The sequence below is a fragment of the Nodosilinea sp. E11 genome (genome assembly GCF_032813545.1).
Lineage (GTDB): Bacteria > Cyanobacteriota > Cyanobacteriia > Phormidesmidales > Phormidesmidaceae > Nodosilinea.
Genome location: NZ_CP136520.1, coordinates 2,532,371 through 2,557,102, shown reverse-complemented (window position 1 = coordinate 2,557,102; position 24,732 = coordinate 2,532,371). Strand labels below are relative to the sequence as shown.

Genomic DNA, 24,732 nt, shown 5'->3' with positions numbered 1-24,732 from the left:
GAACTGCCCTAGCTACTCTCTGACTGAGTCCGCAGCTCTTGAGCGCGCAGATAAAGCTGTACCCACTGGGCCTGAATTTGCCTATTTTTCAGGCCCAGACGCTGGGTCAACTCCTCTAGGGGTTGCTCGTCTTTGTAAGCAGTCAAAATGGCCTGCTCTTCGGCAGAAAGGCTTTGCCAAAATTGATCCCATTGGGTGGGGGTAAGGCCAAAGTTGTGTTCTTGCAGCGAAGTCTTGAGCCAGCCCAACACCATATCGGGCTGCTCTCGCAGGGCAAAGATTCTCACAGCGTGGTAGCTAATTTTTTCGCGCAGTCGGTACACCTGCTGCACAGGCATCTCCAGGGTCTGGGCAATCTGCTCTTGGCTGAGACCTGTGAGGTGTAGCTCTAGCCAGCGGGCCGCAGTGTCGTCTAAGTTGCGGCTGAGATAGTTGGTAAACGAGGTCTTGACCTGGTGACGCATACTCTGCTGCTCCAGTTCGGTTTGTTGTTCCTGGTATTGGCTCCAGGCCTCTACATCGAGCAGACTGAGCGAGTCTTCGCTGTCGCTGGGGGCAATTTCATCAGAGACCAGGCGAATCAGTTCCCCGGTAGGTACCTGGGTCATGCCGCCTTTTTGGCTCCGTCGCAGGTAGTTGACGAAGCGGTAGATAATCAGCGGCTGATGGCGGATCGGTCGCAGGCAGTATTCTTCAATACTGGCCAGCATGAGCAAGTTGCGTAGCCGTGAGTTCTGCGTACAGGCCGAGATCCACTTGAGCTGCTGGGCCAAGTGACGATCGCTGCGCATCATCTCCTGAATCACTTCTTGAATCACATCGACGACGGTGCGGCGGCGATCGCGGCTCAGGGCAATCCAGGTTTTAACTTTGCTGCGAATCAAAAACAGGCTGCTCAAGCGTTTGATCAGTCGCTGATAGCCCTGCTCCGGGCTGACATTCCAGTAGCGCTGCTGAAAAATACGATAGCGATATTCTATGGCCTGACGGGCGATCGCCAGATCTGTATCGGTCAGGGTTTCAAACCGCTCGGGCGATTCTCCCAACAACCAATAGACAATGCTCTGGCAGACAGACTGGGGTTGATCTGGCAGCTCAGCCCGCAGGCGGGATAACCAATCCTCGGTCATAGTGTCTACCGCGACCATGCAATCAGTCCTTTATACGCGTGCTCGAGTTGGCTGTAGGCTTATCTTAATATCTGTTCTCTTTAGACTCGCGAGCTGATGCGACTTTTTGGCAGGTTTTTCTAAAAAGACCAGCAGATGGCCAAAAACTTCACACAAAATTTATACTGGCTCACTCTACGGCAAGATTTGGCAAAGCCTTTCCTTCTACGTCCTAGATGCGTCTAGAGGGTCTGGCAGGGGCTAAATCAGCACATCTGTACTTTTACGGTGGCTACTCTGTCACAAAGGTCACACACAACCCTGCCTATCTTCAGTACGATTTAGAAGATCTAGAGCTGATGCCAATTGCCGCCTTAGGGCGATGAAAGGCATAAGAGATTGGCTAAATCAGTGTGATTACAGTCAATTTGGTATAAAAGTTCAAAGATATACTCAGTACAGTCATTGCTCATCCAGGGTCTATCATGCTATCTCTTCCTCCAGAAATCTCTAGACAAGTGTCTCTAGAGACTTCTGCATCAGTTATTCATCCTTCGGCCAAGTGCCTAATTAAACGCTCTATAGATGTTGTGGGGGCCTTAGTCGGGCTACTCATACTTGTGGTCTTAGCTATTCCAGTGGCCGTGGCGATTTGGTTAGACAGCCCCGGCCCAATTCTTTACGCCCAAACCCGCTACGGTCTTAAGGGGAAGCCGTTCACCATTTGGAAGTTTCGCTCCATGGTGAAAAACGCTGATGCGCTGAAGCAGACCGTGTCGAATCAAGCCCAGGGGCTGATTTTTAAGAATGAGCAGGATCCCCGCGTGACCCGAGTAGGAGGCCTGCTGCGGAAAACGAGTCTCGATGAGTTTCCCCAGTTTTGGAACGTGCTCACAGGTGACATGAGCTTAGTGGGCACCCGCCCACCCACAGGCGACGAAGTCTCCCGCTATAGCCCTCACCACTGGCAGCGGCTCAACGTCAAACCTGGAATGACCGGGCAGTGGCAGATCAGCGGGCGATCGGCGATTAAAGACTTTGAAGAAATTGTGCACCTCGACTTGCACTATCAGGCCATCTGGTCACCTTGGTACGATATTCAGGTGATCATCAAAACCATTACTGTGCTGTTCGATCGCCGAGGGGCCTACTAATTTGGCTGCTAGAGATCGTCGGCATCTTTAAAGTCAGTATCGGTGGCGACCACCAAATTGTCGCGGTGCACCACTGTATCTGCGCCCTCATATCCTAAAATTCCTGGGATATCTTCGGAACGACGGCCCAGGATTCGCTGTAGTTCTGCGGCACTATAGTTGACAATCCCGCGTGCAATATCGTCCCCACTGGCGGCACAGATGGCAACGGCATCTTGGGCCGCGAAGTCACCGTCAACGCTGGTAATACCAGCCGCCAGCAGCGACTTTCCTCCGTTGACAATGGCTTGGGTTGCCCCTGGATCTAGGTAAATACGGCCAGCGGGGGCTAGGCCCGCTGCGATCCACCGTTTGCGGGCGCTACTCGGTTTAGGGGCAGGGGCAAACTGGGTGCCCACCGCCTCACCCGCCAAGGCCCGCACTACATTATTGGGTTGGCGACCATCGGTGATCACGGTACGCACTCCGGCAGTGGTGGCAATTTGAGCGGCTTCAAGCTTGGTGAGCATACCACCTGTACCCCAGGCTGAGCCCTGTCCGCCCGCTACCGCTTTTAAGGCCTGAATATCGGCTAGGCGATCGATGGCAATAATGGGCTGAGCACCGGGGTTAGAACGTGGATCGGCGGAGTAGAGGCGATCGACATCGGTGAGTAAAAACAGCCACTGTGCGCCAATTAAGCTGGCAACCAGGGCCGAGAGGGTATCGTTGTCGCCAAACTTAAGCTCTTCTACAGCCACAGTGTCATTTTCGTTGACGATGGGGATGACACCCAACTGCAACAGCTGGCGAAAGGTGCGGTAGCTGTTGACGTAGCGCGATCGCTGGGCCAGATCGCTGCGAGTCAGCAGAACCTGGGCAATGGGTTGGTTCAGCGCTGAGAATAGGTCGTCGTAAATGCGCATCAGGCGGCCCTGGCCCACCGCTGCCACCGCCTGCTTCATGGCCAGGGTTTTGGGCCGCTCGGTCAAATGTAGCCGTCGGCAGCCAATGCCTACCGCTCCCGAAGACACCAACACCACCTGATGCCCCTGCTGCCTGAGAATACACAGGGTTTCGACCAAAGCCGCCAGGGTAGAGAGCGCAAACTGGCCGTTGGTGGTGCCGGTCAGGCTAGAGGTACCAATTTTAACCACTAGGGTTTGAACGAGGCTCACGGGCAAATGCCAAAAACAGAGAATATAGCCCTGGCAGTATAGCAACCGCCACCTCTGTTCAGACATTTACCTCAGCCATTTCTAGCAGTTGCTAGGGCCTAAAAAGACTTTGGGTGCCAACCCTAAGGTCGACACCCAAAATGACTTATTAAAGTAAGGGCCTTTATAGGCTTGGCCCCTGTTTATCTGTAACCACTATGTCAGCAATTCATGGCTTTCAAAGTATCTCTAATATTTTCTTTATATTTACTGCTGCAACGTTTTACCTTGATCAAGTTACAGTTTGTAACTAATCTGGAACCCTAGGCCTCAGCAATTTTTCATCCTTGAAGTCTAGTACTTGACCAAGCTAATTGTAACAAGGTCTAAACGTTGAGAGTGTTAGGTTCCCGATCTGCTATGAACCTGACCCCTGACCCCTTAAACTCACTAAGCCATCACCTTTGGCTTGGCAGACTACTAGAATGTGACCCCTAAATATTGAGAGATCATCACTTCAAAGGCTCGTACGGGGGATGTGCGAGCAATCTGGTTGAGGCCAGGCATTGGCTCTACCAGAATGGTGAAGAGACCCATACGGTTGCCTGCTAAAACGTCGGTAAAGAGGCGATCGCCCACCATGGCAACCTGGTCTACCGGCAGGTTCATTGCGGCCATGGCTAACCTGAGCTTTCGGCCCGAGGGCTTGCCCGCGCTAGTTAAGTAGGGCACTTCTAGCAGGGAGGCAATGCGGTTAATCCGGTGGGCGTTGATGTTGTTGCTCACTAGCCATACGCTAGATACCGCCTTCATTTGCTGCATCCACCGGGCTAGATCAGGGTTGGTTTCAGCCTGGCGCAGCGGCACTAGCGTATCGTCTACGTCTAAAATGAGCCCCTTAATATTGTGCTTGGCCAGCAAGTCAGGGGAAATTGCTAGGACGTTGCCATCCAACACTAAATTGGGCTGTAGCAGGTGAGAAAAAGTCATAACCAAACCATTGATCCCCAAAGCTAGCATAATCTAGATTGGGGGTCTGCGGTTAGTGGAGCCTCAGCTCTTACGGTTGTTGAGCACTATTTCAACAACAGCGGGAAAATGAATTTGAACAACTAGGTTTAAAACTAGGCTTAATTGTCGACCGTAGTGCTATTGATAGCCGCGCGAATGGCATCGCGGGCGGCTTCATGCTCCGCCAGAGTGCGACTAAACACGTGGGTGCCGTCGTAGCGGGCCACAAAAAAGAGGTAGTCGGTGGGCGCTGGGTCTAGGGTGGCCTCTAGGCTGGCTAAGCCCGCACTGGCAATGGGGGTCGGCGTTAAGCCGGGGTTGATATAGGTGTTGTAGGGCGATGGGGTGCCTACCTGTGTCCAGGTGAGGGGTTGCTCTTTAGTCTGGGTAATGCCCAGTCCATACTCCACCGTTGGATCGGCCCCGAGAGGAATATTTTGCTCGAGGCGGTTGGTAAATACTCCCGCAATTAGGCCCCGCTCGCTGGGCACAACCGATTCTTTTTCGACAATGCTGGCCAGGGTTGCCCACTCCAGCAGTGAAAAATCAGTAGTAGCCTGTTGATAAACCGGTAGCGCGACAGTTTCAAACCGGCGCAGCATGGCATCTACGGCGGCTTCGGCGGTAACGCCCTCAGCGGGCAATTGGTATGTATCAGGAAACAAGAACCCCTCTAGGTGAGGAATGGTATCGGGCAGCCAGGGGTAGCGATCGCGGGGAATCTGCTCTGTAGCGGCCAAAAAGGCCTCAGCCGAGAAAAAGCCTGCCTGCTCAAAGTAGGCCGCCATTTGCCGCCGGTTCCAGCCCTCCGGGATGGTAAACGAGGTCTGCACTACCTGGCCACTGCGGATCATCGCTGCGATCGCAGTCATAGAATCGGTGGGATTAATCGCATAGGTACCCGCCTGAAACCCGCCATCGGGGTTTTGCTGGGCTTGCCAACGCGACCACAGCTTCCAGGCTAGAGACGAGCGAATCAGCCCCGCTGCCTCTAGATCTTGGCCAATCTGCTGCCCTGGAGTACCTGGCGGAATTTGAATTTGCACCGTTTGAGCCGCTGTGTCGGCAGTGCCTTCACTGACCGGCTGGTTGGCCCAGCTCCACCAAGCCCAGCCCTGCCAGGCCGCTACCCCCGTGGCAAGAGGTACCAGCAGCCCGAGAAAACTCCACCGAATCCAGCGTGAACCCTTAGCCATGATTGCAACGTTGATAATGACGTTGTGAACGTCCCTACTCTAGTAGATCAAACAGCTTTTCTTCCAAACCGCCGCGAATCGTCTGAAATTCTTCTGGGGTAACGACCTCTAAGGCCCCGCTACTGTTGCGGTAGGCAAAGATGAGCAGTGGGTCGAGGGGGGTGCAGAGGGTATATTCTTCGTCTTCGTAGAAGCAGGTGGCCAAAATCTGAAACTCTTCCGTCATCGGGTTGCCAGCGTCGTCGAGGTCGTCTAGCTCCAGGGTGAGGCAGTTGTCCTCTTCTGGCTCGGGCAGCTCACCCGAGGCCGTGAGGGTGATGGCCGTGCGCTGTAAGGTTAAGTTTTGCTCCGCCAGCACCGCCTTGGCGGTGAGAAAGATCTGATCGATGTCCTCATCTTCTACATCCATGAGGATGTCTTCGTCATTGTCATCTTGCTGCCAAACAAAGATTTCAATGGGAGCATCAAGGGGCAGCAGCAGCAGATACTCGCGATTGTTTAGCTCAAAGCTCTGCTCAACCTGGCAGGGCAAAAACCGACCGCTATCGTCGGTAAGAACAACAGCTGACTCATCGAGGGGTTGGGAATTGTCCGCCATGGAGGCCACTCTTCTTTAGATAACCGGGCGCGGACGTAGAGCCACAGCCCAGCCTGAACACTGAACGGTTTTAACAGAATATCCCATCCTGTTACGTCTACCTATTTACGTCTATTTACGGTTGTTATAGGTGGCGACGTTCGTCTAGCCAGCGCTGCAAGATTATAGCGGCGGCTTTGCGGTCAATCAGGGCTTTGTCTTGGCTGACAGAATAGCCCTCGGCGCGCATGAATTGCTCCGCTTCCACCGAGCTAAGGCGTTCATCCATGTAAACCACGGGGAGATCTAAGGCACGGCTGAGCCCCTCGGCCACCTTACGCACCTGACGGGCCTGAAAGCCTTCTTCGCCTGCCATGGTGAAGGGCAGGCCCACCACCAGCACCTGGGCCTGCCGCGTCTGAACAATCTGTTTCAAGTCGGCAATTAGGTCATCAAAGGATCCTCGGCGCAGGGTTGTCAGCCCAGTCGCAATCAGGCCAGTGCCATCACACCCTGCTACCCCTATGCGCTTGCGACCGATATCTAACCCCAGAGCTGAAACAGGTGCCATGGCAAAATCTTTGAAGCAGCGGCCAACCTAGCGATCGCTCTCCGACCCCGAATCATTGGAACTGCTCTCTGGAGTGGGTGACCCCGTCAGGGCTTGCCAGCGCTCTGCCGACCAGGTCATGCGTCCAGGCACAGGCTTGCCAGCGGGCTGTAGTCCGGTCAATACATCCGAGAGTTGTAGCCCCTCTAGAGACAGATGCCGCGCCTCCCGCACCTTGTGCCATACCGATCGCGACATCAGAAGCGCATGAGACTCTGGGATGGCTTGACTTTGGGTAAAGCAAGCTTCGCGTTCAGGCTGGTAGTCGAGGGAGGTCAACCGCAGCGACTGGGCCGGAAACGGCTGCAAAATCTTAGCCATCTGAGCCATTAGCTCTGGGTAGAGCCAAGTGTAGGCCGGATGCACCGTCAGCCCTGCGCTGTGAGGCTGCTTGCCATCACGAGAAATGGCCAGCTTAAACTGACCGATAGCAGCCTTGCGCTGCTGCTCAAACACATAGGCCCCGACGGTTTCGACTTTGTTAACCAGCCGATCGGTCGTGGCGATCGCAGTACTCAGCAGATTGGTTTTAAAGTCTTGAAGCTGGTGGTCAAACACCTGGCGCACCAGGGGTGGCATGGAGGCTGTATCAAGCTGGTAAAGCAGCTGAGAGTCAGCGTTGCTGATGGGCAAAAGGTTGGGCAAATCGGGCTCCCGCTGGGCCAGAACCTCAATTTGGTCGGGCTGTAAGGCCCAGTAGGTCATCTGTGCCAGGGGCTGAAAGCCATTAAAGCGGTAAAGGCCCAGGGCTGACTTGTGGTTGACATCGATCTCGAGCATCCAGGTTCTAGCTTCCCACACCGCCTCAAAGCAGTGGCGCAGCAGCCGCGAACCCACGTCCATGTAGCCAGCAGAGGCTGTGTTGGCCAGGGCGCTGCGGTTAACTACCACCCGCTCAACCCGCCATGTGCTGCGGGTTTGGTTAAAGGGCGAAACCTGAATAAACCCCACCAGGGTCTTTTGGCGTTCGGCAACAAAGGTCGTCTGGTTTTGCGGCATGGGGCGGGGCATCCAGCTCAGCACTTTGAGCGGACCGTACCAGCGCCGCTGGTAGTCTAACCAGGAGACAACATCCTCGGCGACATCGCGATCGCTGCCAGCCTCCAAATCTTCAGGCTGCCACTGCTTGAGGTCATCTAGATCGCGATATTGCAGTGGCCTAACTGTTAGAGTTGGGCCAGGGGTCGTCATAGGTGCCATAGGATCTCAAAGATCTGACCGATTATGTCGTCATCCTAGCCGATTTTCCAGGTTTTCACATCACCACACCTGGGGCTCATGCCCTTAAAATGCCTTTAATTGGTAGGGTTAGAGTCGCTGCCCTCCATCGGTGAGTCCGTTAGCATAGGTCCCAAACTCACCGTTTACAAAACTTATGATTTAAGCGACGATGATTGGAACTGTAGCTGTTAATCAAACTTTCCAGAGGAATGGTTAGGGCCAATTGGTTCCCTAATCTGGTCAGCGGTATCTAGGACTTACCATGAGAAATCTTTTAGCCATCGAGCGATTTTGCTTGTACGGTCACATCGTTGCCATGGCCTTTGGCCTGGCGGGGCTGTTGTGGGTGGTGCCCCACCCCGGCATTCTAGAGTACTTGCCAGCCGGGCAAACCCTGTTTCAGTGGAGCATGGCCGGGGGCGGCGTGGGCTACATTTTGTTGGGCACTGTAGCCGTGGCGCTGTACGCCTACCGCACCCTGGGGCTGGGGAGCTTGATCACCTTTGCGATCGCGGCTGTGGGCATATCGGTATCCAGTGAGCTGCTGGGCACCAGTACCGGCTTTCCCTTTGGTCACTACACCTACCTCAACGGTCTGGGCTACAAGGTAGCTGGGTTAGTACCATTTACCATTCCGTTGTCGTGGTTCTATCTGGGCTTAGCCTCCTTTCTGCTGGCCCGCAGTGGTTTGGCCGCTGGGGGCGGCGCGGGACGCTATGGTTGGGCGCGATCGCTGGCTGCCGTCTTGTTAGGGTCTGTCCTGCTGACCTCCTGGGATTTTGTGCTTGACCCGGCCATGAGCCAAACTGCTCTGCCCTTCTGGTATTGGCACGAACCCGGAGCCTTCTTCGGCATGCCCTACCAAAACTTCGCCGGTTGGCTAGGCACGGGCATCGTCTTTATGGGGGTTGCCCTGGGCCTTTGGAAAACCTTTAAATTCTCCCCTGAGCTAGACCAGGGACAACTCACCCTACCCCTGGTGGTCTACCTGGCTAACTTTGGCTTTGCGCTAGTGATGAGCCTGGCTGCTGGTTTTTATGTACCCATTGCCCTCGGTATTTTGACCGGTGCCCTGCCCGCTGTGCTGTGCTGGCGAGCCACTGCCCAGGAGGGACTCTCTAGTTCCTTAGACGAGCCTACCCAGGTGATTGAACCCGTGGCGGCGACGAAAGGGTCCTAGCCTTAGCGTTTGTCCGGTCGAGGGGTGACCTAAGCCAATTGACTCCCTGCCGGTTGTCTACGCAAAACCTGCAAAACTGCACCGTAACCGACTGCAACTGAGTCGTGCACCGCTTCACCACCCCCTAACCGCTTTGCGGTGTAGGCGGAGCACTGCGGCGTTTCCCGGTAGTCTAAAGTCAAGAATGTGTCTGTTTTGAGGTATTCCCTTGCCCGCTGATGTGGCCCCCCTATTTCCCTGGTTAAGTGCTTTAGCCGTCATTCTCTTGGCTTTGCAGCTACCCATGTTGGCTGTGCTGCTATCGCGGTTAATGCAGGGGCCGTTTCGCCGCCCGCCACTGCTACCCCAACCCTCTACTCTAGAGCAGCTTGGCAGCGTATCGGTGGTAGTGCCCACCCTCAACGAGGCGGCTCGGTTAAGCCCTTGCCTGGAGGGGCTGAGCTGTCAGGGCTATGAAGTGCGCGAGGTGCTGGTGGTCGATAGCCGCTCCACCGATGGCACCCAGGCCGTGGTCAAAGCCTATCAAGCCTACGATCCGCGTCTGCGTCTGCTAGAGGATGACCCGCTGCCCCAGGGCTGGGTAGGTCGCCCTTGGGCTTTAGACTACGGCTTTCGCCACACATCGGTGGCTAGCACCTGGGTTCTGGGTATTGATGCCGATACCCAGCCGCAGCCTGGTCTGGTGGCGGCTCTGGTTCGCGCCATGGAGCGGGAGGACTATGACCTGGTATCTCTGGCTCCCCGGTTTATTCTCAAGCAGCCCGGCGAGTTCTGGCTACAACCCGCCCTGCTGATGACCTTGGTCTACCGGTTTGGCCCAGCAGGTAGCTCTAGCAACTCGGCCCAGCGCGTCATGGCCAACGGGCAGTGCTTTATGGTGCGGCGATCGCTGTTAGAACAGCTAGACGGCTACCGGTCAGCGGCTACATCCTTCTGTGACGATGTCACCCTGGCTCGCTATGCCGCCGCCCAGGGGGCAAAGGTGGGCTTTTGGGATGGCAGCCGCCTGCTCAAAGTGCGCATGTACGAAGGCATCGCCGAAACCTGGCGAGAGTGGGGCCGCTCCCTAGATCTAAAAGATGCCGCTTCAACGGCTCAGGTGTGGTGGGATTGGGCCTTTCTGGCCCTAATGCAGGGGTTGCCCTGGCTGTTGGTGCCGGGTTTGATCGCAATTCAGCAGGCTATGCCTGCTGCTTGGTCGCTGGCATTGCAAGTGCTGCTGGCCGTGAACGCCAGTTTGTTGCTGATGCGGCTGGGTATGCAGGCGGCGGTGGCTTCGGCCTACGATCTGCAAGGGGCACCCGGAGCCTGGGCCTTTTGGCTCTCACCGCTAGCCGATTTGGCGGCTGTGGCCCGCATTGGGCTGTCGTCGCTGCGGCGACCGACCCAGTGGCGAGGACGAGAATATCCGGCAGACGGGAGCGTGGAAGGGTAGACAGGAGAAGCCTGAAGCTTCTACGTACTCTGCCTACACTTCCCACTGGCTATAGGGATGGCGGGCCAAGTTAGCATTTTGGTAGCGGTGGTCGTCAGTCACCTCTAGCCCAATCCAATCAGGTAAGTCTACGGGCTGATCGGCGCTGGTCAGCTCCACTTCAGCCACAATCAGCCCCTGATTGTCGCCGTGAAAGTCATCTATTTCCCACACCACATTGCCTAGGGGCAAACGGTAGCGGGTTTTTTCGATCAGCGGTGGTTCACAGAGGGTGGCGAGAATCGTTTCGGCGTCGTCAACCGGGATGGAGTACTCAAACTCAGGGCGTACCAGGCCCACAGCTGGACCTTTGAGGGTGAGGTAGGCGCGATCGCCCACTTGTCGCACTCTAACCGTACGGGCATCCTGAGTAGGGATATAGCCCTGGCGCATGAGCTCACCCTGGGCATGGTTTCGCCAGGCGTCGCCCACTACCAAAAATTTGCGCTCGATTTCTTGGCCCATGGGTTGCTTTGGCTGTGTCTGCTCGGGATTTACTCAACTTCAACAGTATCTCTAACCCTAGGTGATGCGTCGCAGCACGTAGCTGGTCAGGTCTTGAAGTGCCTGGCGGGCAGCGGAGGGCGGTAGGTGCTCTAGGCAATCTGCCGCCTGGCGAGCATGCTCAGCTGCTAGATCGCGCGACTTGGCAATGCCGCTGCTGCGGTGCACCAGTTCAATGGCCTGATCGAAGTCGTCGGTTTCAGAAAATTCGCGCTCAATTAGAGTCGTCAAGAACGGATGCTCGGCCATCGCGTAGAGCACTGGCGCTGTCAGGTTGCCGCTTTTTAGGTCAGAACAGGCGGGTTTACCCAGCACCTCATCAGAGCTGGTGAAGTCGAGAATATCGTCAACGATCTGAAAAGCCAGCCCCAGATGGCGACCATAGTTGTAGAGCTGTTCTACTACGTTCTCAGACACTTCGCTAAGGACTCCTGCGGCCTTGGCGCTGTTAGCCATCAGCGAAGCCGTTTTGAAGTAGCTCTTGTCGAGGTAGGCATCGATGGAAAGACTGGTATCGAAGCGGTTTAGCCCCTGCTGAATCTCACCCTCAGCCAGATTCATAATCACCTGAGATAGCAGTTTGACCACCAGCAGGTTGTCGAGGTTGGCCAGGTACCACGACGCCTGGGCGAATAGGAAATCGCCAGCCAAAACCGCGATTCGGTTGCCGAAGCTGCTGTGCACCGTAGGCACCCCCCGACGCACAGCGGCCTCATCGACCACATCGTCGTGAACCAGACTGGCGGTGTGAATCATTTCGGTGATTTCGGCCAGGCGACGGTGCTTGGGTGTGATCTCTTGTCCCGGCAGGGTGGCTTTAGATACCAGCAGCACGATCGCTGGACGTAATCGCTTGCCTCCGGCTCCAAATAAATGTTCTGCTGCTGCTGACAGAATGGGATGCCGTGACCCGATTAACCCTTTCAGGTTTTGGGACATCAGGTCAAGGTCGGACTCAACCGGCGCGAAAAGGGAAGTTACTGAAGTCATGGACCCCGGCAAGAGCGATAAAGTTACGAATTTTTACATATTCTATCGTCATTCTAAGACAACCTCAAAACGAGTATTGCCAAAATGGGCTGCCTTTTAGACCATGCCGACCGAACGTCGTTGTCCCAGGGGATCGCACAGCTAGCGCTGTAATCCTTGAGAGCTATAGGGTTGGCGACTTTTATCGCGATCGCCATTGAGCTGGGAAGCGGGGCTCAGGGGGGTGAAAAAAACGTTGAAGCTAGCGTCATTTTCCTCGCTCAGCTTAAGAATCTCGTGATAGACTGAAATTAAGAATTTCTCAAGAAATCAGTGAAGTCCTCACGTCATTTTTGGCGAGACTGAGTTGATTTAGTACTTTGAGTGGGCTGCGGCGCTAGGTGGTTTTTCCACTGGTTTCGAAGGTGCCGAGTCATTTCTACTACATTCTGAGGGTGCGCCTTCATCCTCATTGCTTAGCGCATGTATTTTCTCTGCGGAGAAGATGGTAGGTTTTTGCGGCCTTTGGGTTTTTGCAAAACCAGATAATGCGCTGGTTTGCTTCAGGCATTTTTGCGTTTTTACTACCCATCCCTGGTCATGACCTATTTTCCTACCTTGGTTGTTATTCCCCTGCTGGCGATCGCCTATCTGATGCTGGTCTATGGTCTGCTGCTATTGTTGTCCAAGCGCGCCAGCGGATCGCGTCGTTCCGAGGGCTAACCCCCTGGGCTCGACTCCCTGGGCTAAGCTGCCACTGCCCGACCGTGGTTGCCTAGGCCCTAGGGTTGGCCACCAACTCGGGGAGTCGAATCTGACTGACCTTAGGTTGATGCCCCAGCCATTGCACCGCCAACCGCTTAAACTCTGTGGCTGATCCACTGACATAGAACTCCGTCGACCAGGCGGGTGCACTGCTGCGCAGGGCCATGGCATCTAGCTCTTGGGTCGCAGCCGCCACCATGGAAATGGCGGGGTCTACATACTGCACAGCGCTGGGCAAAAATGAATTTAGCACTGGGGCTAGGTGGGGATAGTGGGTGCAGCCGTAGACCAAGGTATCGATGTTAGCCGCCAATAGCGACTGTAGGTATGTGGCGGCGGTATGCCGGGCCTGGGGCGTGTTGATTTGGTTTTGCTCAACGATGGGCACAAACTTAGGACAGGCCACTTCCCACACCTGGCGGCTTGGATCAATTTCTTGAATGGCTCGGCTATAGGCTCGGCTCGTTACGGTAGCCTGGGTGGCGATGACGCCAATGCGTTTGCCTCGCAGAGCCGCTGCCTGAGCTCCCGGACGAATCAGCCCCAGCACCGGGAACGGAAACTCTCCCTGCACCTGGTCGAGGGCCAAGGCTGAGCTGGTGTTGCAGGCCATCATCACCATCTTGACGCCCTGTTCAGCCATCCAGGTCAAGATTTGGCGCACAAAGTAGAGAATTTCTTCAGGCGATCGCGACCCGTAGGGCAGTCGTGCTGTATCGCCAAAGTAGAGCACCGACTCATTGGGTAGCTGGCGATAGATTTCTCGCAAAACCGTCAGCCCACCGACCCCGCTGTCGAAAATACCGATAGGGGCCGGTCGTGTCGCCAGCAGCCGGTGGTTGAGCCCGTTGTTCATGGGTGCTTGTGCCTATAGGTAAAAAAATAATCTCACTGAGTCTACCGGGTTTTGGGGCGATCGCCAGCAGGTGACTAAAAAGTGCTATGGGCCGTTGCCTGCCGAGAACCTAAGATGTAGTACACCAGGTAGGGCTGACCTTGGCCTCTAGGCATACCTGACCCAGCGTTCTCAGGCAATTTTCAGGGTGGTCGCTTAGAGTCAGAGGGGCAAAAGCCCATGCAAATCACTCCCGTTAAGTTGTCCTGAGCATGTCTCTGCGGGTTGCCATAGAGTTGCCATACAGCCGACACATGGATGCGACATACCCTAGCTAACGTAATGAATGCGAAGGTTTAGCCTGCTGCTCTTTCAGCGGCGATCGATGGCCCCGCAGGTTCGGTTTTCCCAGGGGGCAAACCCCATTGGGGAAGACGGAGCAATACCGCAAAATGAAAGTGTTATTTCAGGTGCTAACACCTAGTTAGTCAATCTAGAACTGACACATCTGATGCAGACCGCCCCCCATGGGTTAGCTACTCTAATCTAGTGGAAACAAAACTGTGCCCCTATCTGTCAAATTAGCAACTACGCCTGTAGTACTTTACGCAACTAGAAAGTTGTTATATTCTGGAGGAGTCAACTCATAATGGCTACGAGTTTTATCCCCAGAACTCTAGATGTGGGAATTCTGAGTCGGGGTTGAAGCTTGAGACTCTTGGCGAAGTGGCGGCTTCTCTAGCCAGATCTCGATTCTATGGGCTCTAGACTCGCTTCTCCATCGGTAGCTCAGCATTGCGAGTAGTGAACTTAATCCTGATTTTTAGGGTTCTGCTGAGAAGATTGTAGGATGCAATCTCTCTGAGTTGTAGAGACATTGTCGAGATCGAGATCTGATGCAGTGCGCCCCACTGTCAGGCATTGTCATCTACCTCAAGTTGAGTTGGGCAGTCGGCTATAGCCGACCAATGTGAGTATTTACGGTCTAAGGTCGTCCCTGCTTTCTGGGTTTTCGTATAGCAAGTCTTCGGTTTGAGCTCTTTGATTTCTTAAGTTTTATCTTTCAGCGTTTGCAGCATTGTCAGTGGAGGAAAGGTTGATTCATGACTAAAACAAAAACTCGCACATTAAAAAGTAAGCCCCTCTACAGTGCCGACGCTGTGAGAACCTACCTCCATGAGATCGGGCGGGTGCCTCTGCTAACCCACGAAGAAGAAATTATTTTTGGCAAGCAGGTGCAGGCCTACATGGCTCTGCTAGAGACAAAAGATGCCCTCACTGCGACGTTGGGGCATGATCCCAGCAATGCCGAATGGGCCGAAGCGGCGAGTTTGCCCGAAGATAAGCTCAACCATACGGTGCGCCAAGGGGAGCGGGCCAAGCGCAAAATGATCGAGGCGAATCTGCGGCTGGTGGTGGCGATCGCCAAAAAATACCAGAAGCGCAACCTCGAGTTTCTCGACCTAATTCAGGAAGGTACCCTGGGGTTAGAGCGCGGTGTAGAGAAGTTTGACCCGACCAAGGGCTACAAATTCTCGACCTACGCCTACTGGTGGATTCGTCAGGCCATTACTCGGGCCATTGCTCAGCAGGCCCGCACGATCCGTTTGCCCATTCACATTACTGAAAAGCTCAACAAAATTAAGCGAGTGCAGCGGGAACTATCGCAGCAGCTCGGTCGCAGCCCCAATGCTACCGAAATTGGGGAAGCCCTGGAGCTAGAGCCAAAGCAAATTCGTGAGTTCTTAGTGCTAGCCCGGCAGCCGATTTCGCTCGATGTGCGCATTGGCGACAATCAAGATACAGAACTGCAAGAGCTACTCGAAGACGATGGCATCTCCCCGGAGACCTTTACGGCACAAGAGTCGCTGAAGCAGGATATTCGCAATCTGTTGTCGGAACTGACTCCTCAGCAGAAAGAGGTGATCACCCTGCGCTACGGCCTAGACGATGGCAATGAGCTGTCATTGGCCAAAGTGGGCAACCGCATGAATATCAGCCGAGAACGGGTGCGCCAGCTAGAGCAGCAAGCGCTCAAGCATCTGCGTCGCCGCAAATCTACCATGCACGGTTATATTGCCAGCTAGCGGGTGGCCTGCTCTAACAGACCACCTGTCCTCGCAAAGACAGGCCTGTGCTGGGGTTTAAGGACAATGGTTTGAGGGTTAGCACTGGGCTAAATCCCTTATGCCTGGATACCTTAAGCCCCTCTTTTTTCAAATATCTATTCGCTGATTGTTCCGTGGACTAGGGGAAACCATGCTTCGGCTTGGGTTTGGTTGCGTCCTGATTGCTTAGATCGGTAGAGTGCTTGGTCAGCTCTGCTGATGAGCTCTTGAAGGTGAGGCCGCGATCGCAGGGTAGTAGAAGCTGGGCTAGCTGGCCAACAGGAGAGCCCGATGCTGGCGGTGACTAAGAGCTGAGTGCTGCCATTACAGAAAGGATTGGCAATCACCTGACGTAGGCGCTCGGCCCCGATCCAGGCTTGAGACTGGTTGGTTTGGGGCATCAGCACAATAAATGTTGTCCCGCCATAGCGAGCTAAAATGTCGCTCTGGCGGAGATTTTGCTTGATTTGGAGGGCAATGTCACGCAGCACAGTGTCACCCGCTAGGTGGCCGTAGGTGGTGTTGACGGCTTTGAAGTGGTCAATATCGATCAGCAGCAGCGTAACTGGATAGCTGAAGCAGGCTGAGCGGGTAATTTCCTGGTTGGCTAACTCAATAAAATGGCGGCGGTTGTAGAGGGTGGTAAGAGGGTCGCGCATGGCCAATGCTTGGAGGGCAGTTTGGGAAATTGTGATGTCGGTAATGGCTTCGGCCCACTCTGCGGTTGGCCCTAATTGATGGCAATACCTGTAATCCCAAATCTGGGTCACGCAACCCCGATTTGAAACCGATACCTCGTAGGGATCATTGCACAGGCTTAAAACTGACCGGTGACGCGCTTCTCAAACTCCTGTCGCACCGACTCGGCGATTTCGAGGGCATCGGGGTAGATATCGGCGTGAGCCTCTTTGAGCCAGGCCACTAAACGACTGAACTGGGCATTGCGCAGCTCTAGATCCGCCTGGAAAATGGAGGCGGTAGCCATGTGCTGAGCGTAGGTGGGTGGATGGCCCTGTTTGACGAACTGAGCCGTCAGCGCCACGAGGGCTTCTTTCCGAACGTCGGGCTGGCTGGAAGCCATTGGAAATTCCATGGTGCATCTCCCTAAGTACAACTCCTCGGCAGCGATCGCTCTACCGCCTGAGCATTGTGCTTAGAATGCCCACCCCTCCCCCCTCATCCTGATGTGTAAGAAAACATAACCTGCCGGTCTGCCACTGAGCGGTGAGGGCAAACCGTACTGCCCACCCACACCTCAGAAACGTCAACGTTAGAATGGCAGACTAACCGGCAAGCTTCTGTAATTTTGGTAAGATTCACCGCTGACCACAAGCACCCCAGAGTGGTTTTGTCCTTCCGAAAATGGCTGCCCAGCAGAGTCATCGGTTACAAAACTTTGTAAAAGGAGCCTGGGTGGTTAACAGAGTTGAAGCAAAACAAAAGTTTCTCAAGCCAGACGAGTTCTGCCCTTTAGCATGCGAAGAGGCATGGCTGATGATTTTTTAGCCCTGGCAGTTAATTCGCAAGTTCCAGGTGCATGGTCTCATTCGGTTGAGTTCTGCATCCTTCGCACCATCTCCTTAGGAGAGTAGCCATGAAACAAATTCCCGCCCCCTTTTGGACGCTGGTTCTCGGTATCGCCGTCACCCTGATAAGCCTGTGGGTGGGGCAAAATCATAACCTGCTGCCTGTGCAGGCGTCGGAGCAGGCTCCCCTGGTCGACGATCTGTTTAGTGTCATGGTCACCATTGGCACCGCTCTGTTCATCGTGGTGCAGGGGGCGATCGTCTATTCGCTGATTCGCTTTCGCCAGCGCAAGGGTGACGACACCGATGGTCCCCCGATTGAGGGCAACTTGCCCCTAGAGGCGTTTTGGACCGCTATTCCCAGCATCATTGTGGTGGGCCTGGGGCTTTATAGCGTGGTGGTGTTTCAAGAGATGGGCGGCTTTTCGCCGGGTGGGCACCACGGCCACGGGGCTATGGTAGCGATGGCCCCCCAGCAATCGGTGATCGATGTGGCTCCGCTGCTGGCCCAGGCGGGCGATGGAGAAGATGTCTACACTAAAACCCAGGTCTACGGCTTTGGAGCCAGCCCTCTCTTGCAGCCCAACCAGCCCGACGTGACGGTGAATGTCACCGGCATGCAGTACGCCTGGATTTTTCGGTATCCCGGCACGAACATTACCGATGGAGAACTGCACATTCCGGTTGGCAAAGATGTGCAGCTCAAGATTGAGGCCCAGGATGTAATTCACTCCTTCTGGGTACCGCAGTTTCGCCTCAAGCAGGACGCCCTGCCCGGTGAGCCGGCTGAGCTGCGCTTTGTTGCTACCCGTGAGGGCACCTACCCGGTGGTCTGTGCTGAGCTGTGTGGCGCGTACCACGGCGGCATGCGCACCCAGGTGATTGTGCACTCTGTAGAAGACTATGCCGACTGGGTGGCTAGCCGAGTGGCGGCAGCGACGCCGACCGCCACCGTGGCTGAAACCGTGGCCGACACCGATGCGGCGTACCTGGCTGCGATCGCCCCGGATCTAGCGCGATCGCCGGTGCAGATCGCGCAGATGACCCACGGCACCCCCTAACGCTGTCCTGGTGGCCTGGCGGTTGGTCTCTGATTCTCGCTAACCGCCAGATGCCCCCAACTCGCCGCACTTTGATTTATCGCCGTTTATTAATACCTGATTTATGGCCCAAGCAGATCTGTCTATGCCCCCCACGGAGGTTCAGGGTGGCCACAAGCATCCAGACAAGTGGAAGTGGTACGACTATTTCACCTTCAATGTCGATCACAAGGTAATTGGCATTCAGTACCTGGTGACGTCGTTTTTGTTCTACCTGGTGGGCGGGTTTATGGCGGTGCTGATGCGCACCGAGCTGGCTACCCCCGACTCCGACTTTCTCAGCCCCGAGCTGTACAACGCCTTTTTGACCAACCACGGCACGATCATGATCTTTCTGTGGATCGTGCCAGCGGCGATCGGGGGGTTTGGTAACTACCTGATTCCGCTGATGATTGGGGCGCGAGATATGGCGTTTCCCAAACTCAACGCCTTGGCCTTTTGGCTCAACCCTCCGGCGGGTTTGCTGCTGGCGGCTAGCTTTTTCTGGGGCGGCGGTGCCCAGTCGGGGTGGACCTCCTACCCGCCTCTGAGCGAGATTACCGCCAACCTGCCCCAGACCCTCTGGTGTCTAGCCCTGGTGATGGTGGGTACCTCCTCGATTCTGGGATCGGTGAACTTTTTGGTCACGATCTGGAAGATGCGGGTGCCCAGCATGAAGTGGGACGAGATGCCGCTATTTTGCTGGGCCATGGTGGCAACGTCAATTTTGGCGTTGTTTGCCACCCCGGTGCTGGCGGCGGCGCTGATCTTGCTCATGTTTGACATCAACCTGGGCACCTCCTTCTTTAAGCCCGATGCGGGCGGCAATGTGGTGGTCTACCAGCACCTGTTCTGGTTTTACTCGCACCCGGCAGTTTACCTGATGATTTTGCCGATTTTTGGCATTATGTCGGAGGTGATTCCGGTGCACGCCCGCAAGCCGATTTTTGGCTATAAGGCGATCGCCTACTCCTCTCTGACCATCTGCCTGGTGGGTCTGTTTGTGTGGGTGCACCACATGTTCACCAGTGGCACCGCCCCCTGGATGCGAATTTTCTTCACCATCTCGACGCTGATTGTGGCGGTGCCGACGGGGGTAAAGATCTTTAGCTGGGTGGCGACGCTGTGGGGCGGCAAAATTCGCTATACCACCGCCATGCTGTTTGCGGTGGGGCTGCTATCGATGTTTGTGTTTGGTGGCCTCAGCGGCGTCACCCTAGGTGCTGCCCCCTTCGATATCCACGTGCACGATACCTACTACGTGGTGGGCCACTTCCACTACGTGCTGTTTGGCGGTTCGGTGTTTGGCATCTACGCTGGGGTGTACCACTGGTTTCCCAAAATGACTGGGCGTATGCTAAATGAGCCCCTGGGTAAGGTGCACTTTGTGCTCACCTTTATTGGCACCATTCTCACCTTTACCCCCATGCACCAGCTGGGGATGTCGGGGATGCCCCGGCGGGTGGCCATGTATGACCCGCAGTTTACCAGTCTGAATCAGCTGGTGACCGTGGGAGCCTACGTTTTGGCGGTCTCGGTGATCCCCTTCTACATCAACGTGATCTGGAGCTGGATGGCGGGTGCTAAGGCTGGCCCCAACCCCTGGAATGCGCTGACGATGGAATGGACTACGGCGTCGCCACCGATTATCGAAAACTGGGAAGTGCTGCCGGTGCTCACCCACGGCCCCTACGATTACGGTATGGATAGAGCCAGTGAGGTTGGCCCTGCCGGTGAACCGATCGAGGCCACCAAGGTGTAGTCGTAACGGTAGGGTGGGCATTGCCCACCACCCCACACTCGTAAGTGAATATCTCTACCTTCCAGCTGACTTTGCCTTCATCTCGCTTCTCTGGGTTGTGCAAAGAAATTGAAATAAAAACCGCAGAGTCTCTGGTGGGCAGTGCCCACCCTACTTTTTCCTCATCCACCCCTTACCCCCACATATCCTATGCAAGGCACTGTAGATTCCACACCTGTCGTTACTGGCCATGAGGTGGCGGCCCACGAAGAGCACCAAGATTTGCGGGTGCTGGGCCTGATCACCTTTTTGTGCTCCGAATTTTTGATGTTTGCGGGCTTTTTTGCGGTGTTCTTGGTGTTTCGCGGCAGTGCTGCCGAGTGGCCCCCTAAAGAAACCGAGGTAGAGCTGCTGTTACCAGCGGTGAATACCCTGATTCTGGTGTCGAGCAGCTGGGTGATTAATCTGGGCACCAAGGCGATTAAAAACAACGACTTGGCCGGCATGCGGAAGTGGTTTGGCATTACTGTTGCCATGGGCGCGGTGTTTTTGGCGGGCCAGGTGTATGAGTATATGAACCTGGGCTATGGCCTGAAGACCAACCTATTTAGCAACTGCTTTTACCTGACTACAGGCTTCCACGGGCTGCACGTATTTATTGGGCTGCTGCTGATTATGGGGGTGCTGTGGCGATCGCGCCGCGCCGACCACTACAGCAGCCTGGCTCATACTGGCCCCGAGATGGCCGAGATCTACTGGCACTTCGTTGACGTGGTGTGGATTGTGCTGTTTAGCCTGATCTACTTGCTGACGCTGATCAAGTAGATCCTGAGACCCCTGACCCTGAGACCCCCGAGGTTTGCAAAACCTCGGGGGTCTTGGCGTAGCTAAATCTCCAGCCTGCCTTTGAGCACCTCGTAGAGCACGCGGGAGAGTTCGCGACGCTGGAGGTTTTGGCGATCAATCGGGGTACGGGCAAAGGCCTTGTCGTAGACCTCGGGCATGGCTCGTTTGACCAGAAAAGAGAGCTGCTCACGGGTGATGGGAGCATCGGGGGCGAAGCGGTCTTTGCCCACTCCGGCGATCATGCCGTGGGCATAGAGGGTTTCGATCGGCATATAGGCCCAGTGCTGGCCAGGGACGACATCGATAAAGGTGGGTTTGTCGGGTAGGGTCGTAGGCAGCTTGAGAGCGTTGACCAGGGCCGTGGCCACCACAGCCCGGTTGACCGGAGCATAGGGCCTGAAGGTGAGATTTTTGGGATTTTCGCTGCGGACAATGCCCGCTGCTGCCAGCACTTGGATGGCCTCAAAGTCGGGATCGTTGTGGCTGATGTCGTTAAACCAAAAGATGGGGATGCCGTTGCGGGCCATGAAGCCCTGAATCTTGCGAGTGTGTTTTTCTTCGGTGGCCAACTGCCGGGGGGCTAGGCCTGTCCACACGGCGAAGACCGCCAGAAAGCCGCTGGCTTCGCCGATCGCCCACTCCATCGGGTGCATGCGGTAGGCGGCGTTGGTGATGTGGGTGGTGCCCAGGCTTTTTGCCGATAGCACCAGACCGTCAGTGTCTTTGGGCACTAAAGAACCTAGGGGCAAGCTAAAGGGTAGGGCGACCACATCTTTACCTCTGGGGCTGACGTGGCCTTTGGCGTCGTTGCCGTGCAGATCGAGGTAGTGGTATTGGCCAATGCCGACAGAGTCGTCGAAGCAGCGGGCGCGGGCCTGGTCAGGAAAGAAGGTTTCGGCGACATCTTCATGGCGAATGGTGGTCAGAGCCATGCCGCGACGGGCCTCGCGGATGTAGGGTTCGAGGGCAATGCCGTCTTTGGTCCAGGTTAGATCGCCCCGGGGCTTGAGGTCGGTGGCTCCGTGGGTCTGAAGGTAGTGGAGGTAGGCCTGGGCTCGCTGCCGCGCCCGCTGAATGTGGAAGGCCCGTTCTTCTCGACTGACGCCGACGAGACGACCGGGGCGGTAGTCGTTACCACAGCAAAAGGCGCGATCGGGCTCGCTAGAGGTGCCCCAGTTGAGCACTGCAACATCGCCAGGGGAGACTTTCTTCTCGTGGGGTTGGGCGCGCAGCAGCCGTCGATAGCGAAAGATGCCAAAGTCGCTAAAAAAATCCCACCGCTGCCATTGGTTGGGTTTGGCCTTGGTCCAGAAGGTGCTGGTAAATTCTTTGAGGCCAATCCAAGGTTCAGTTTCAAAGCCGTCGGGTTTACCGATGGGCACCCCCTTGCCCCGAACGGTGTGCTCTACCACCACGTCGAAGGTAATCGACTGCTGGCACTGAGGCCGGGCATCTTCGGGCAAAATTGCTTCGCCGGTTTCGTGACGAGCTTCCTGGCCAACGTAGGAGGGAATGTCGCCAACTTCTAGCAGATCGCCTAGATCGGTGGCCTCGACGGTGATCTTGGCTTTGATGGTGAAGGGGTGGCCGGTTTGGGTGTCACGACAGACCACACCTTGCACCTTGGTGCGCCCGTTCACGGTTTCTTTGAGCACCTCAGCCGGTTCGGCAAAGGGAATCAGGGTGAGGCGACCGTCGCGCAGGTAGGGCAGCAGTGCCTCGTTCATGGCTGTAGCTGCGACCACGGTTGTGGTGGCCAGGGGGCTTACCCAGCCCCCACCGGGGTTGGGTACTTTTTTGCCGCCCACGGGTTGCAGCTCGCGCTGGCGATCGCGAAAGGCCCGCTGAGTTCTAGAAATCGCAAACTCTTCGCCATCGACGGTGTAGAAGGTGGCCTTGGCTTGCAATAGGTCGCCGTCGTCGGAAGCGGGCAGGGCCTGGGCGGTAAATTGGCCGCCCACTACCTTTTGGGGCTGTACCAAACACACGTCTAGATTGAGCCGCAGGGCGGTGAGGGTGGCTGTGTATGCCGCCGTTGACCCACCCACGACCAGAATAGAACAGCTGAGCTCAGCCCCCCGCGCCAGCCGAGTAAAGGCCCCCTCGGCCAAAACTCCATTGCGCTGAGTGATGACGTTAGGTGCAGTAGACATAGTGGCGGTCAACCTTTAGATTGCAACGATTTTAGGCTAGGGCAGCGGGTCGTGCGCTAGGGGTAGTCCTAGAACTGACACGAATATTTATTCGGTTTAGACGCTAAGCCAGGGCCAACGGCCAGCGACTGGGAGGGACAAAGATGTGTCTAAATAGGCGGGTCATGTCTGTCTGTGGGGCGATTGGAACCGGGGTGCGTCTGGCCTATAACTACACAAAGACCAGCACTGATTCCTTACTTGTAAGTGCGACTTTTCCCAGGAGATTTTCTATGACTATTCATGCGATCGCAGCTCAGTTTCAACGCTTGCTCTGCGTTGGTTTGGCGAGCTTGGTGATTGGCTCGGGTCTGCTGTTTGGCTTTAGTGCACCAGCGACTGCTCTGGGCAATGAAGCTGGCGACATCGTGCAGGAACGGGCTGAGCGCGAATTTGACCGCAAGGCTGGAGCCGGTAGCGCCAACCAACTGGAGGGCCGTGCCCAGGAAGGTTTGGGGCAAGTGCAGCGCCAAGTCAATAAGGCGACCGGCGGTGCCGATGGCATTGGTAACCAGGTGCAAGGCCGCACCCAAAAAGACATTGGCCGTGCCCAAGGAGCAGTAGAAAACGCCACAGATGCCGTTCAAGATTCTGCTGATGGCTTTGTAGATTCTGTCAAAAACTTTTTTAACCAATAGATCCATCTATCGGTCAGGTTAAGCCATACGATTACTATCGTTTTTCGCCCGGCCAATAGTATTGGTCGGGCGATTGTTCTTGAGGCGTTGGCGTCTTGGCCTGATCTACCCGATCTAACTGTGTCCAGCCTAGGCAAGCTGGCTGCGTTCCCCGTTCACCCGTTTAGGAGATAGCCCATGGCAGAGCTTGGCACCCGCCTTTACTGGTTGTTGCGATCGCTGGCTGCGTTTATGCCCTACCTACTGCTAGGGCTACTGGCGGGTGCGCTGGTTTTGACCCTGGGCGTATGGGTGGGCCGCGTTTGGTTGCTAGACTGGCTGCGACCCCTGGAAGAGTCTTGTCTGCTGTCGCTCAAGGCCCAGGCTACTCCTACCCGCGATCGAATCATGACGGCAGTAACCTGGCTGGCCCAAGGCGAAATCACCATTCCTATGCTGCTAGTCATAGGCGGCATTTTAATCTACCGCGATCAGACAGTTGCCGCCTTGATCTTGGCCATTGGGTTGAGTGGCTCGTGGCTGCTGAATGGCATTTTTAAATCGTTTTTTCGGCGCAAACGCCCCGACCTGTGGGCATCGTCTAAGCGCCCGATGGACTACAGCTATCCGAGCGGTCATTCCATGAGCGCCATTTCATTTTATGGTTTGTTGGCTGCTAGCCTAACCGCCTTTTTTAGTATCCCGCTAAGCGTTACGGCTACTCTGGCGGCGGTTTTAACTCTGGGGGTAGGCTTTAGCCGAGTCTATCTGGGCATGCACTGGCCCACCGACGTGTTGAGTGGCTGGGTAGCTGGGGCGATCTGGCTAGGGGCCTGCCTTGAAGGCCTCATTCAAATTGGCGGTATTTAAGGCGTTTAGGCG

General features: G+C 55.6%; 23 protein-coding genes. 10 read left to right on the top strand and 13 right to left on the bottom strand.

Annotated features, from left to right (window positions below):
• Positions 1-8: 8 nt before the first annotated feature.
• Positions 9-1,148, bottom strand: coding sequence for a HetZ-related protein 2 (locus RRF56_RS13665; protein ID WP_317038194.1), 1,140 nt, complete (start codon positions 1,146-1,148; stop codon positions 9-11).
• Between the two features lie 446 nt (positions 1,149-1,594).
• On the opposite strand from RRF56_RS13665, the gene RRF56_RS13660 reads away from it, so the two are divergent.
• Positions 1,595-2,263, top strand: a complete 669-nt coding sequence (locus RRF56_RS13660) for a sugar transferase (protein WP_317038193.1) — start codon at positions 1,595-1,597, stop codon at positions 2,261-2,263.
• Positions 2,264-2,271: 8 nt separating this feature from the next.
• On the opposite strand, the gene proB is transcribed toward RRF56_RS13660, so the two are convergent.
• The 6 genes from proB to RRF56_RS13630 form a co-directional block, all read right to left on the bottom strand.
• On the bottom strand, positions 2,272-3,420 hold the full coding sequence (proB, locus tag RRF56_RS13655; RefSeq protein WP_317038192.1) for a glutamate 5-kinase: 1,149 nt from the start codon (positions 3,418-3,420) through the stop codon (positions 2,272-2,274).
• Between the two features lie 459 nt (positions 3,421-3,879).
• Entirely contained in the window at positions 3,880-4,389 is a 510-nt protein-coding gene (locus tag RRF56_RS13650) for a YqeG family HAD IIIA-type phosphatase (RefSeq protein WP_317038191.1), read from the bottom strand.
• 140 nt (positions 4,390-4,529) lie between these two features.
• Positions 4,530-5,606: an endolytic transglycosylase MltG gene (gene mltG, locus RRF56_RS13645; RefSeq protein WP_317038190.1), complete on the bottom strand. Its 1,077-nt coding sequence runs from the start codon at positions 5,604-5,606 to the stop codon at positions 4,530-4,532.
• 34 nt (positions 5,607-5,640) lie between these two features.
• Positions 5,641-6,204, bottom strand: coding sequence for a DUF3727 domain-containing protein (locus RRF56_RS13640; RefSeq protein WP_317038189.1), 564 nt, complete (start codon positions 6,202-6,204; stop codon positions 5,641-5,643).
• A gap of 124 nt (positions 6,205-6,328) precedes the next feature.
• Positions 6,329-6,754 carry a Holliday junction resolvase RuvX gene (gene ruvX, locus RRF56_RS13635; RefSeq protein ID WP_317038188.1) on the bottom strand — a complete coding sequence of 142 codons (426 nt, stop codon included), beginning with the start codon at positions 6,752-6,754 and terminating at the stop codon, positions 6,329-6,331.
• Between the two features lie 27 nt (positions 6,755-6,781).
• Entirely contained in the window at positions 6,782-7,984 is a 1,203-nt protein-coding gene (locus tag RRF56_RS13630) for a GNAT family N-acetyltransferase (protein ID WP_317038187.1), read from the bottom strand.
• Positions 7,985-8,276: 292 nt separating this feature from the next.
• Between RRF56_RS13630 and cruF the strand changes: the two genes are divergently transcribed.
• Positions 8,277-9,194: a gamma-carotene 1'-hydroxylase CruF gene (cruF, locus tag RRF56_RS13625; protein ID WP_317038186.1), complete on the top strand. Its 918-nt coding sequence runs from the start codon at positions 8,277-8,279 to the stop codon at positions 9,192-9,194.
• 208 nt (positions 9,195-9,402) lie between these two features.
• Entirely contained in the window at positions 9,403-10,629 is a 1,227-nt protein-coding gene (gene cruG, locus RRF56_RS13620; protein WP_317038185.1) for a 2'-O-glycosyltransferase CruG, read from the top strand.
• Between the two features lie 33 nt (positions 10,630-10,662).
• Here the strand turns inward: cruG and RRF56_RS13615 are convergent, their stop codons facing one another.
• Both RRF56_RS13615 and sds read right to left on the bottom strand, forming a co-directional pair.
• Positions 10,663-11,133 carry a CYTH domain-containing protein gene (locus tag RRF56_RS13615; RefSeq protein WP_317038184.1) on the bottom strand — a complete coding sequence of 157 codons (471 nt, stop codon included), beginning with the start codon at positions 11,131-11,133 and terminating at the stop codon, positions 10,663-10,665.
• A 57-nt stretch (positions 11,134-11,190) separates the two neighbouring features.
• Positions 11,191-12,162 (bottom strand): solanesyl diphosphate synthase, encoded by a 972-nt coding sequence (gene sds / locus RRF56_RS13610; protein ID WP_317038183.1) that lies wholly within the window; start codon positions 12,160-12,162, stop codon positions 11,191-11,193.
• A gap of 579 nt (positions 12,163-12,741) precedes the next feature.
• Between sds and RRF56_RS13605 the strand changes: the two genes are divergently transcribed.
• Positions 12,742-12,864: a hypothetical protein gene (locus RRF56_RS13605; protein WP_317038182.1), complete on the top strand. Its 123-nt coding sequence runs from the start codon at positions 12,742-12,744 to the stop codon at positions 12,862-12,864.
• 52 nt (positions 12,865-12,916) lie between these two features.
• Here RRF56_RS13605 and murI read toward each other — a convergent pair whose 3' ends face one another.
• On the bottom strand, positions 12,917-13,762 hold the full coding sequence (gene murI / locus RRF56_RS13600; protein WP_317038181.1) for a glutamate racemase: 846 nt from the start codon (positions 13,760-13,762) through the stop codon (positions 12,917-12,919).
• A gap of 1,082 nt (positions 13,763-14,844) precedes the next feature.
• Here murI and RRF56_RS13595 point away from each other — a divergent pair.
• Positions 14,845-15,828, top strand: coding sequence for an RNA polymerase sigma factor, RpoD/SigA family (locus RRF56_RS13595; RefSeq protein WP_317038180.1), 984 nt, complete (start codon positions 14,845-14,847; stop codon positions 15,826-15,828).
• A gap of 137 nt (positions 15,829-15,965) precedes the next feature.
• Here the strand turns inward: RRF56_RS13595 and RRF56_RS13590 are convergent, their stop codons facing one another.
• Both RRF56_RS13590 and RRF56_RS13585 read right to left on the bottom strand, forming a co-directional pair.
• Positions 15,966-16,619, bottom strand: coding sequence for a GGDEF domain-containing protein (locus RRF56_RS13590; RefSeq protein WP_317038179.1), 654 nt, complete (start codon positions 16,617-16,619; stop codon positions 15,966-15,968).
• 47 nt (positions 16,620-16,666) lie between these two features.
• Positions 16,667-16,942, bottom strand: coding sequence for a hypothetical protein (locus tag RRF56_RS13585; protein ID WP_317038178.1), 276 nt, complete (start codon positions 16,940-16,942; stop codon positions 16,667-16,669).
• Positions 16,943-17,443: 501 nt separating this feature from the next.
• Here RRF56_RS13585 and RRF56_RS13580 point away from each other — a divergent pair.
• The 3 genes from RRF56_RS13580 (at position 17,444) to RRF56_RS13570 (ending at position 21,020) form a co-directional block, all read left to right on the top strand.
• A complete protein-coding gene (locus RRF56_RS13580; protein ID WP_317038177.1) occupies positions 17,444-18,436 on the top strand; it encodes a cytochrome c oxidase subunit II in 993 nt (330 codons plus the stop codon).
• 103 nt (positions 18,437-18,539) lie between these two features.
• Positions 18,540-20,216 (top strand): cytochrome c oxidase subunit I, encoded by a 1,677-nt coding sequence (ctaD, locus tag RRF56_RS13575; protein ID WP_317038176.1) that lies wholly within the window; start codon positions 18,540-18,542, stop codon positions 20,214-20,216.
• Between the two features lie 189 nt (positions 20,217-20,405).
• The gene (locus RRF56_RS13570) at positions 20,406-21,020 is read left to right on the top strand and encodes a heme-copper oxidase subunit III (protein WP_317038175.1); all 615 of its coding nucleotides are present in this window, start codon (positions 20,406-20,408) and stop codon (positions 21,018-21,020) included.
• 62 nt (positions 21,021-21,082) lie between these two features.
• Here the strand turns inward: RRF56_RS13570 and RRF56_RS13565 are convergent, their stop codons facing one another.
• On the bottom strand, positions 21,083-23,194 hold the full coding sequence (locus RRF56_RS13565; RefSeq protein ID WP_317038174.1) for an FAD-dependent oxidoreductase: 2,112 nt from the start codon (positions 23,192-23,194) through the stop codon (positions 21,083-21,085).
• A gap of 272 nt (positions 23,195-23,466) precedes the next feature.
• On the opposite strand from RRF56_RS13565, the gene RRF56_RS13560 reads away from it, so the two are divergent.
• Entirely contained in the window at positions 23,467-23,871 is a 405-nt protein-coding gene (locus RRF56_RS13560; protein ID WP_317038173.1) for a hypothetical protein, read from the top strand.
• A gap of 177 nt (positions 23,872-24,048) precedes the next feature.
• Positions 24,049-24,720, top strand: coding sequence for a phosphatase PAP2 family protein (locus tag RRF56_RS13555; RefSeq protein ID WP_317038172.1), 672 nt, complete (start codon positions 24,049-24,051; stop codon positions 24,718-24,720).
• Positions 24,721-24,732 lie beyond the last annotated feature (12 nt).

What these genes read in the sequence shown, in the direction of transcription:
- mltG (WP_317038190.1), bottom strand. Translation starts at nt 5,606, where the DNA reads ATGGCTAAGGGTTCACGCTGGATTCGGTGGAGTTTTCTCGGGCTGCTG.
- RRF56_RS13555 (WP_317038172.1), top strand. Translation starts at nt 24,049, where the DNA reads ATGGCAGAGCTTGGCACCCGCCTTTACTGGTTGTTGCGATCGCTGGCT.
- murI (WP_317038181.1), bottom strand. Translation starts at nt 13,762, where the DNA reads ATGAACAACGGGCTCAACCACCGGCTGCTGGCGACACGACCGGCCCCT.
- RRF56_RS13615 (WP_317038184.1), bottom strand. Translation starts at nt 11,133, where the DNA reads ATGGGCCAAGAAATCGAGCGCAAATTTTTGGTAGTGGGCGACGCCTGG.
- RRF56_RS13570 (WP_317038175.1), top strand. Translation starts at nt 20,406, where the DNA reads ATGCAAGGCACTGTAGATTCCACACCTGTCGTTACTGGCCATGAGGTG.
- ruvX (WP_317038188.1), bottom strand. Translation starts at nt 6,754, where the DNA reads ATGGCACCTGTTTCAGCTCTGGGGTTAGATATCGGTCGCAAGCGCATA.
- RRF56_RS13630 (WP_317038187.1), bottom strand. Translation starts at nt 7,984, where the DNA reads ATGACGACCCCTGGCCCAACTCTAACAGTTAGGCCACTGCAATATCGC.
- RRF56_RS13665 (WP_317038194.1), bottom strand. Translation starts at nt 1,148, where the DNA reads ATGGTCGCGGTAGACACTATGACCGAGGATTGGTTATCCCGCCTGCGG.
- RRF56_RS13565 (WP_317038174.1), bottom strand. Translation starts at nt 23,194, where the DNA reads ATGTCTACTGCACCTAACGTCATCACTCAGCGCAATGGAGTTTTGGCC.
- ctaD (WP_317038176.1), top strand. Translation starts at nt 18,540, where the DNA reads ATGGCCCAAGCAGATCTGTCTATGCCCCCCACGGAGGTTCAGGGTGGC.
- cruF (WP_317038186.1), top strand. Translation starts at nt 8,277, where the DNA reads ATGAGAAATCTTTTAGCCATCGAGCGATTTTGCTTGTACGGTCACATC.
- sds (WP_317038183.1), bottom strand. Translation starts at nt 12,162, where the DNA reads ATGACTTCAGTAACTTCCCTTTTCGCGCCGGTTGAGTCCGACCTTGAC.
- RRF56_RS13560 (WP_317038173.1), top strand. Translation starts at nt 23,467, where the DNA reads ATGACTATTCATGCGATCGCAGCTCAGTTTCAACGCTTGCTCTGCGTT.
- RRF56_RS13660 (WP_317038193.1), top strand. Translation starts at nt 1,595, where the DNA reads ATGCTATCTCTTCCTCCAGAAATCTCTAGACAAGTGTCTCTAGAGACT.
- RRF56_RS13640 (WP_317038189.1), bottom strand. Translation starts at nt 6,204, where the DNA reads ATGGCGGACAATTCCCAACCCCTCGATGAGTCAGCTGTTGTTCTTACC.
- RRF56_RS13585 (WP_317038178.1), bottom strand. Translation starts at nt 16,942, where the DNA reads ATGGAATTTCCAATGGCTTCCAGCCAGCCCGACGTTCGGAAAGAAGCC.
- RRF56_RS13650 (WP_317038191.1), bottom strand. Translation starts at nt 4,389, where the DNA reads ATGACTTTTTCTCACCTGCTACAGCCCAATTTAGTGTTGGATGGCAAC.
- RRF56_RS13605 (WP_317038182.1), top strand. Translation starts at nt 12,742, where the DNA reads ATGACCTATTTTCCTACCTTGGTTGTTATTCCCCTGCTGGCGATCGCC.
- RRF56_RS13595 (WP_317038180.1), top strand. Translation starts at nt 14,845, where the DNA reads ATGACTAAAACAAAAACTCGCACATTAAAAAGTAAGCCCCTCTACAGT.
- RRF56_RS13580 (WP_317038177.1), top strand. Translation starts at nt 17,444, where the DNA reads ATGAAACAAATTCCCGCCCCCTTTTGGACGCTGGTTCTCGGTATCGCC.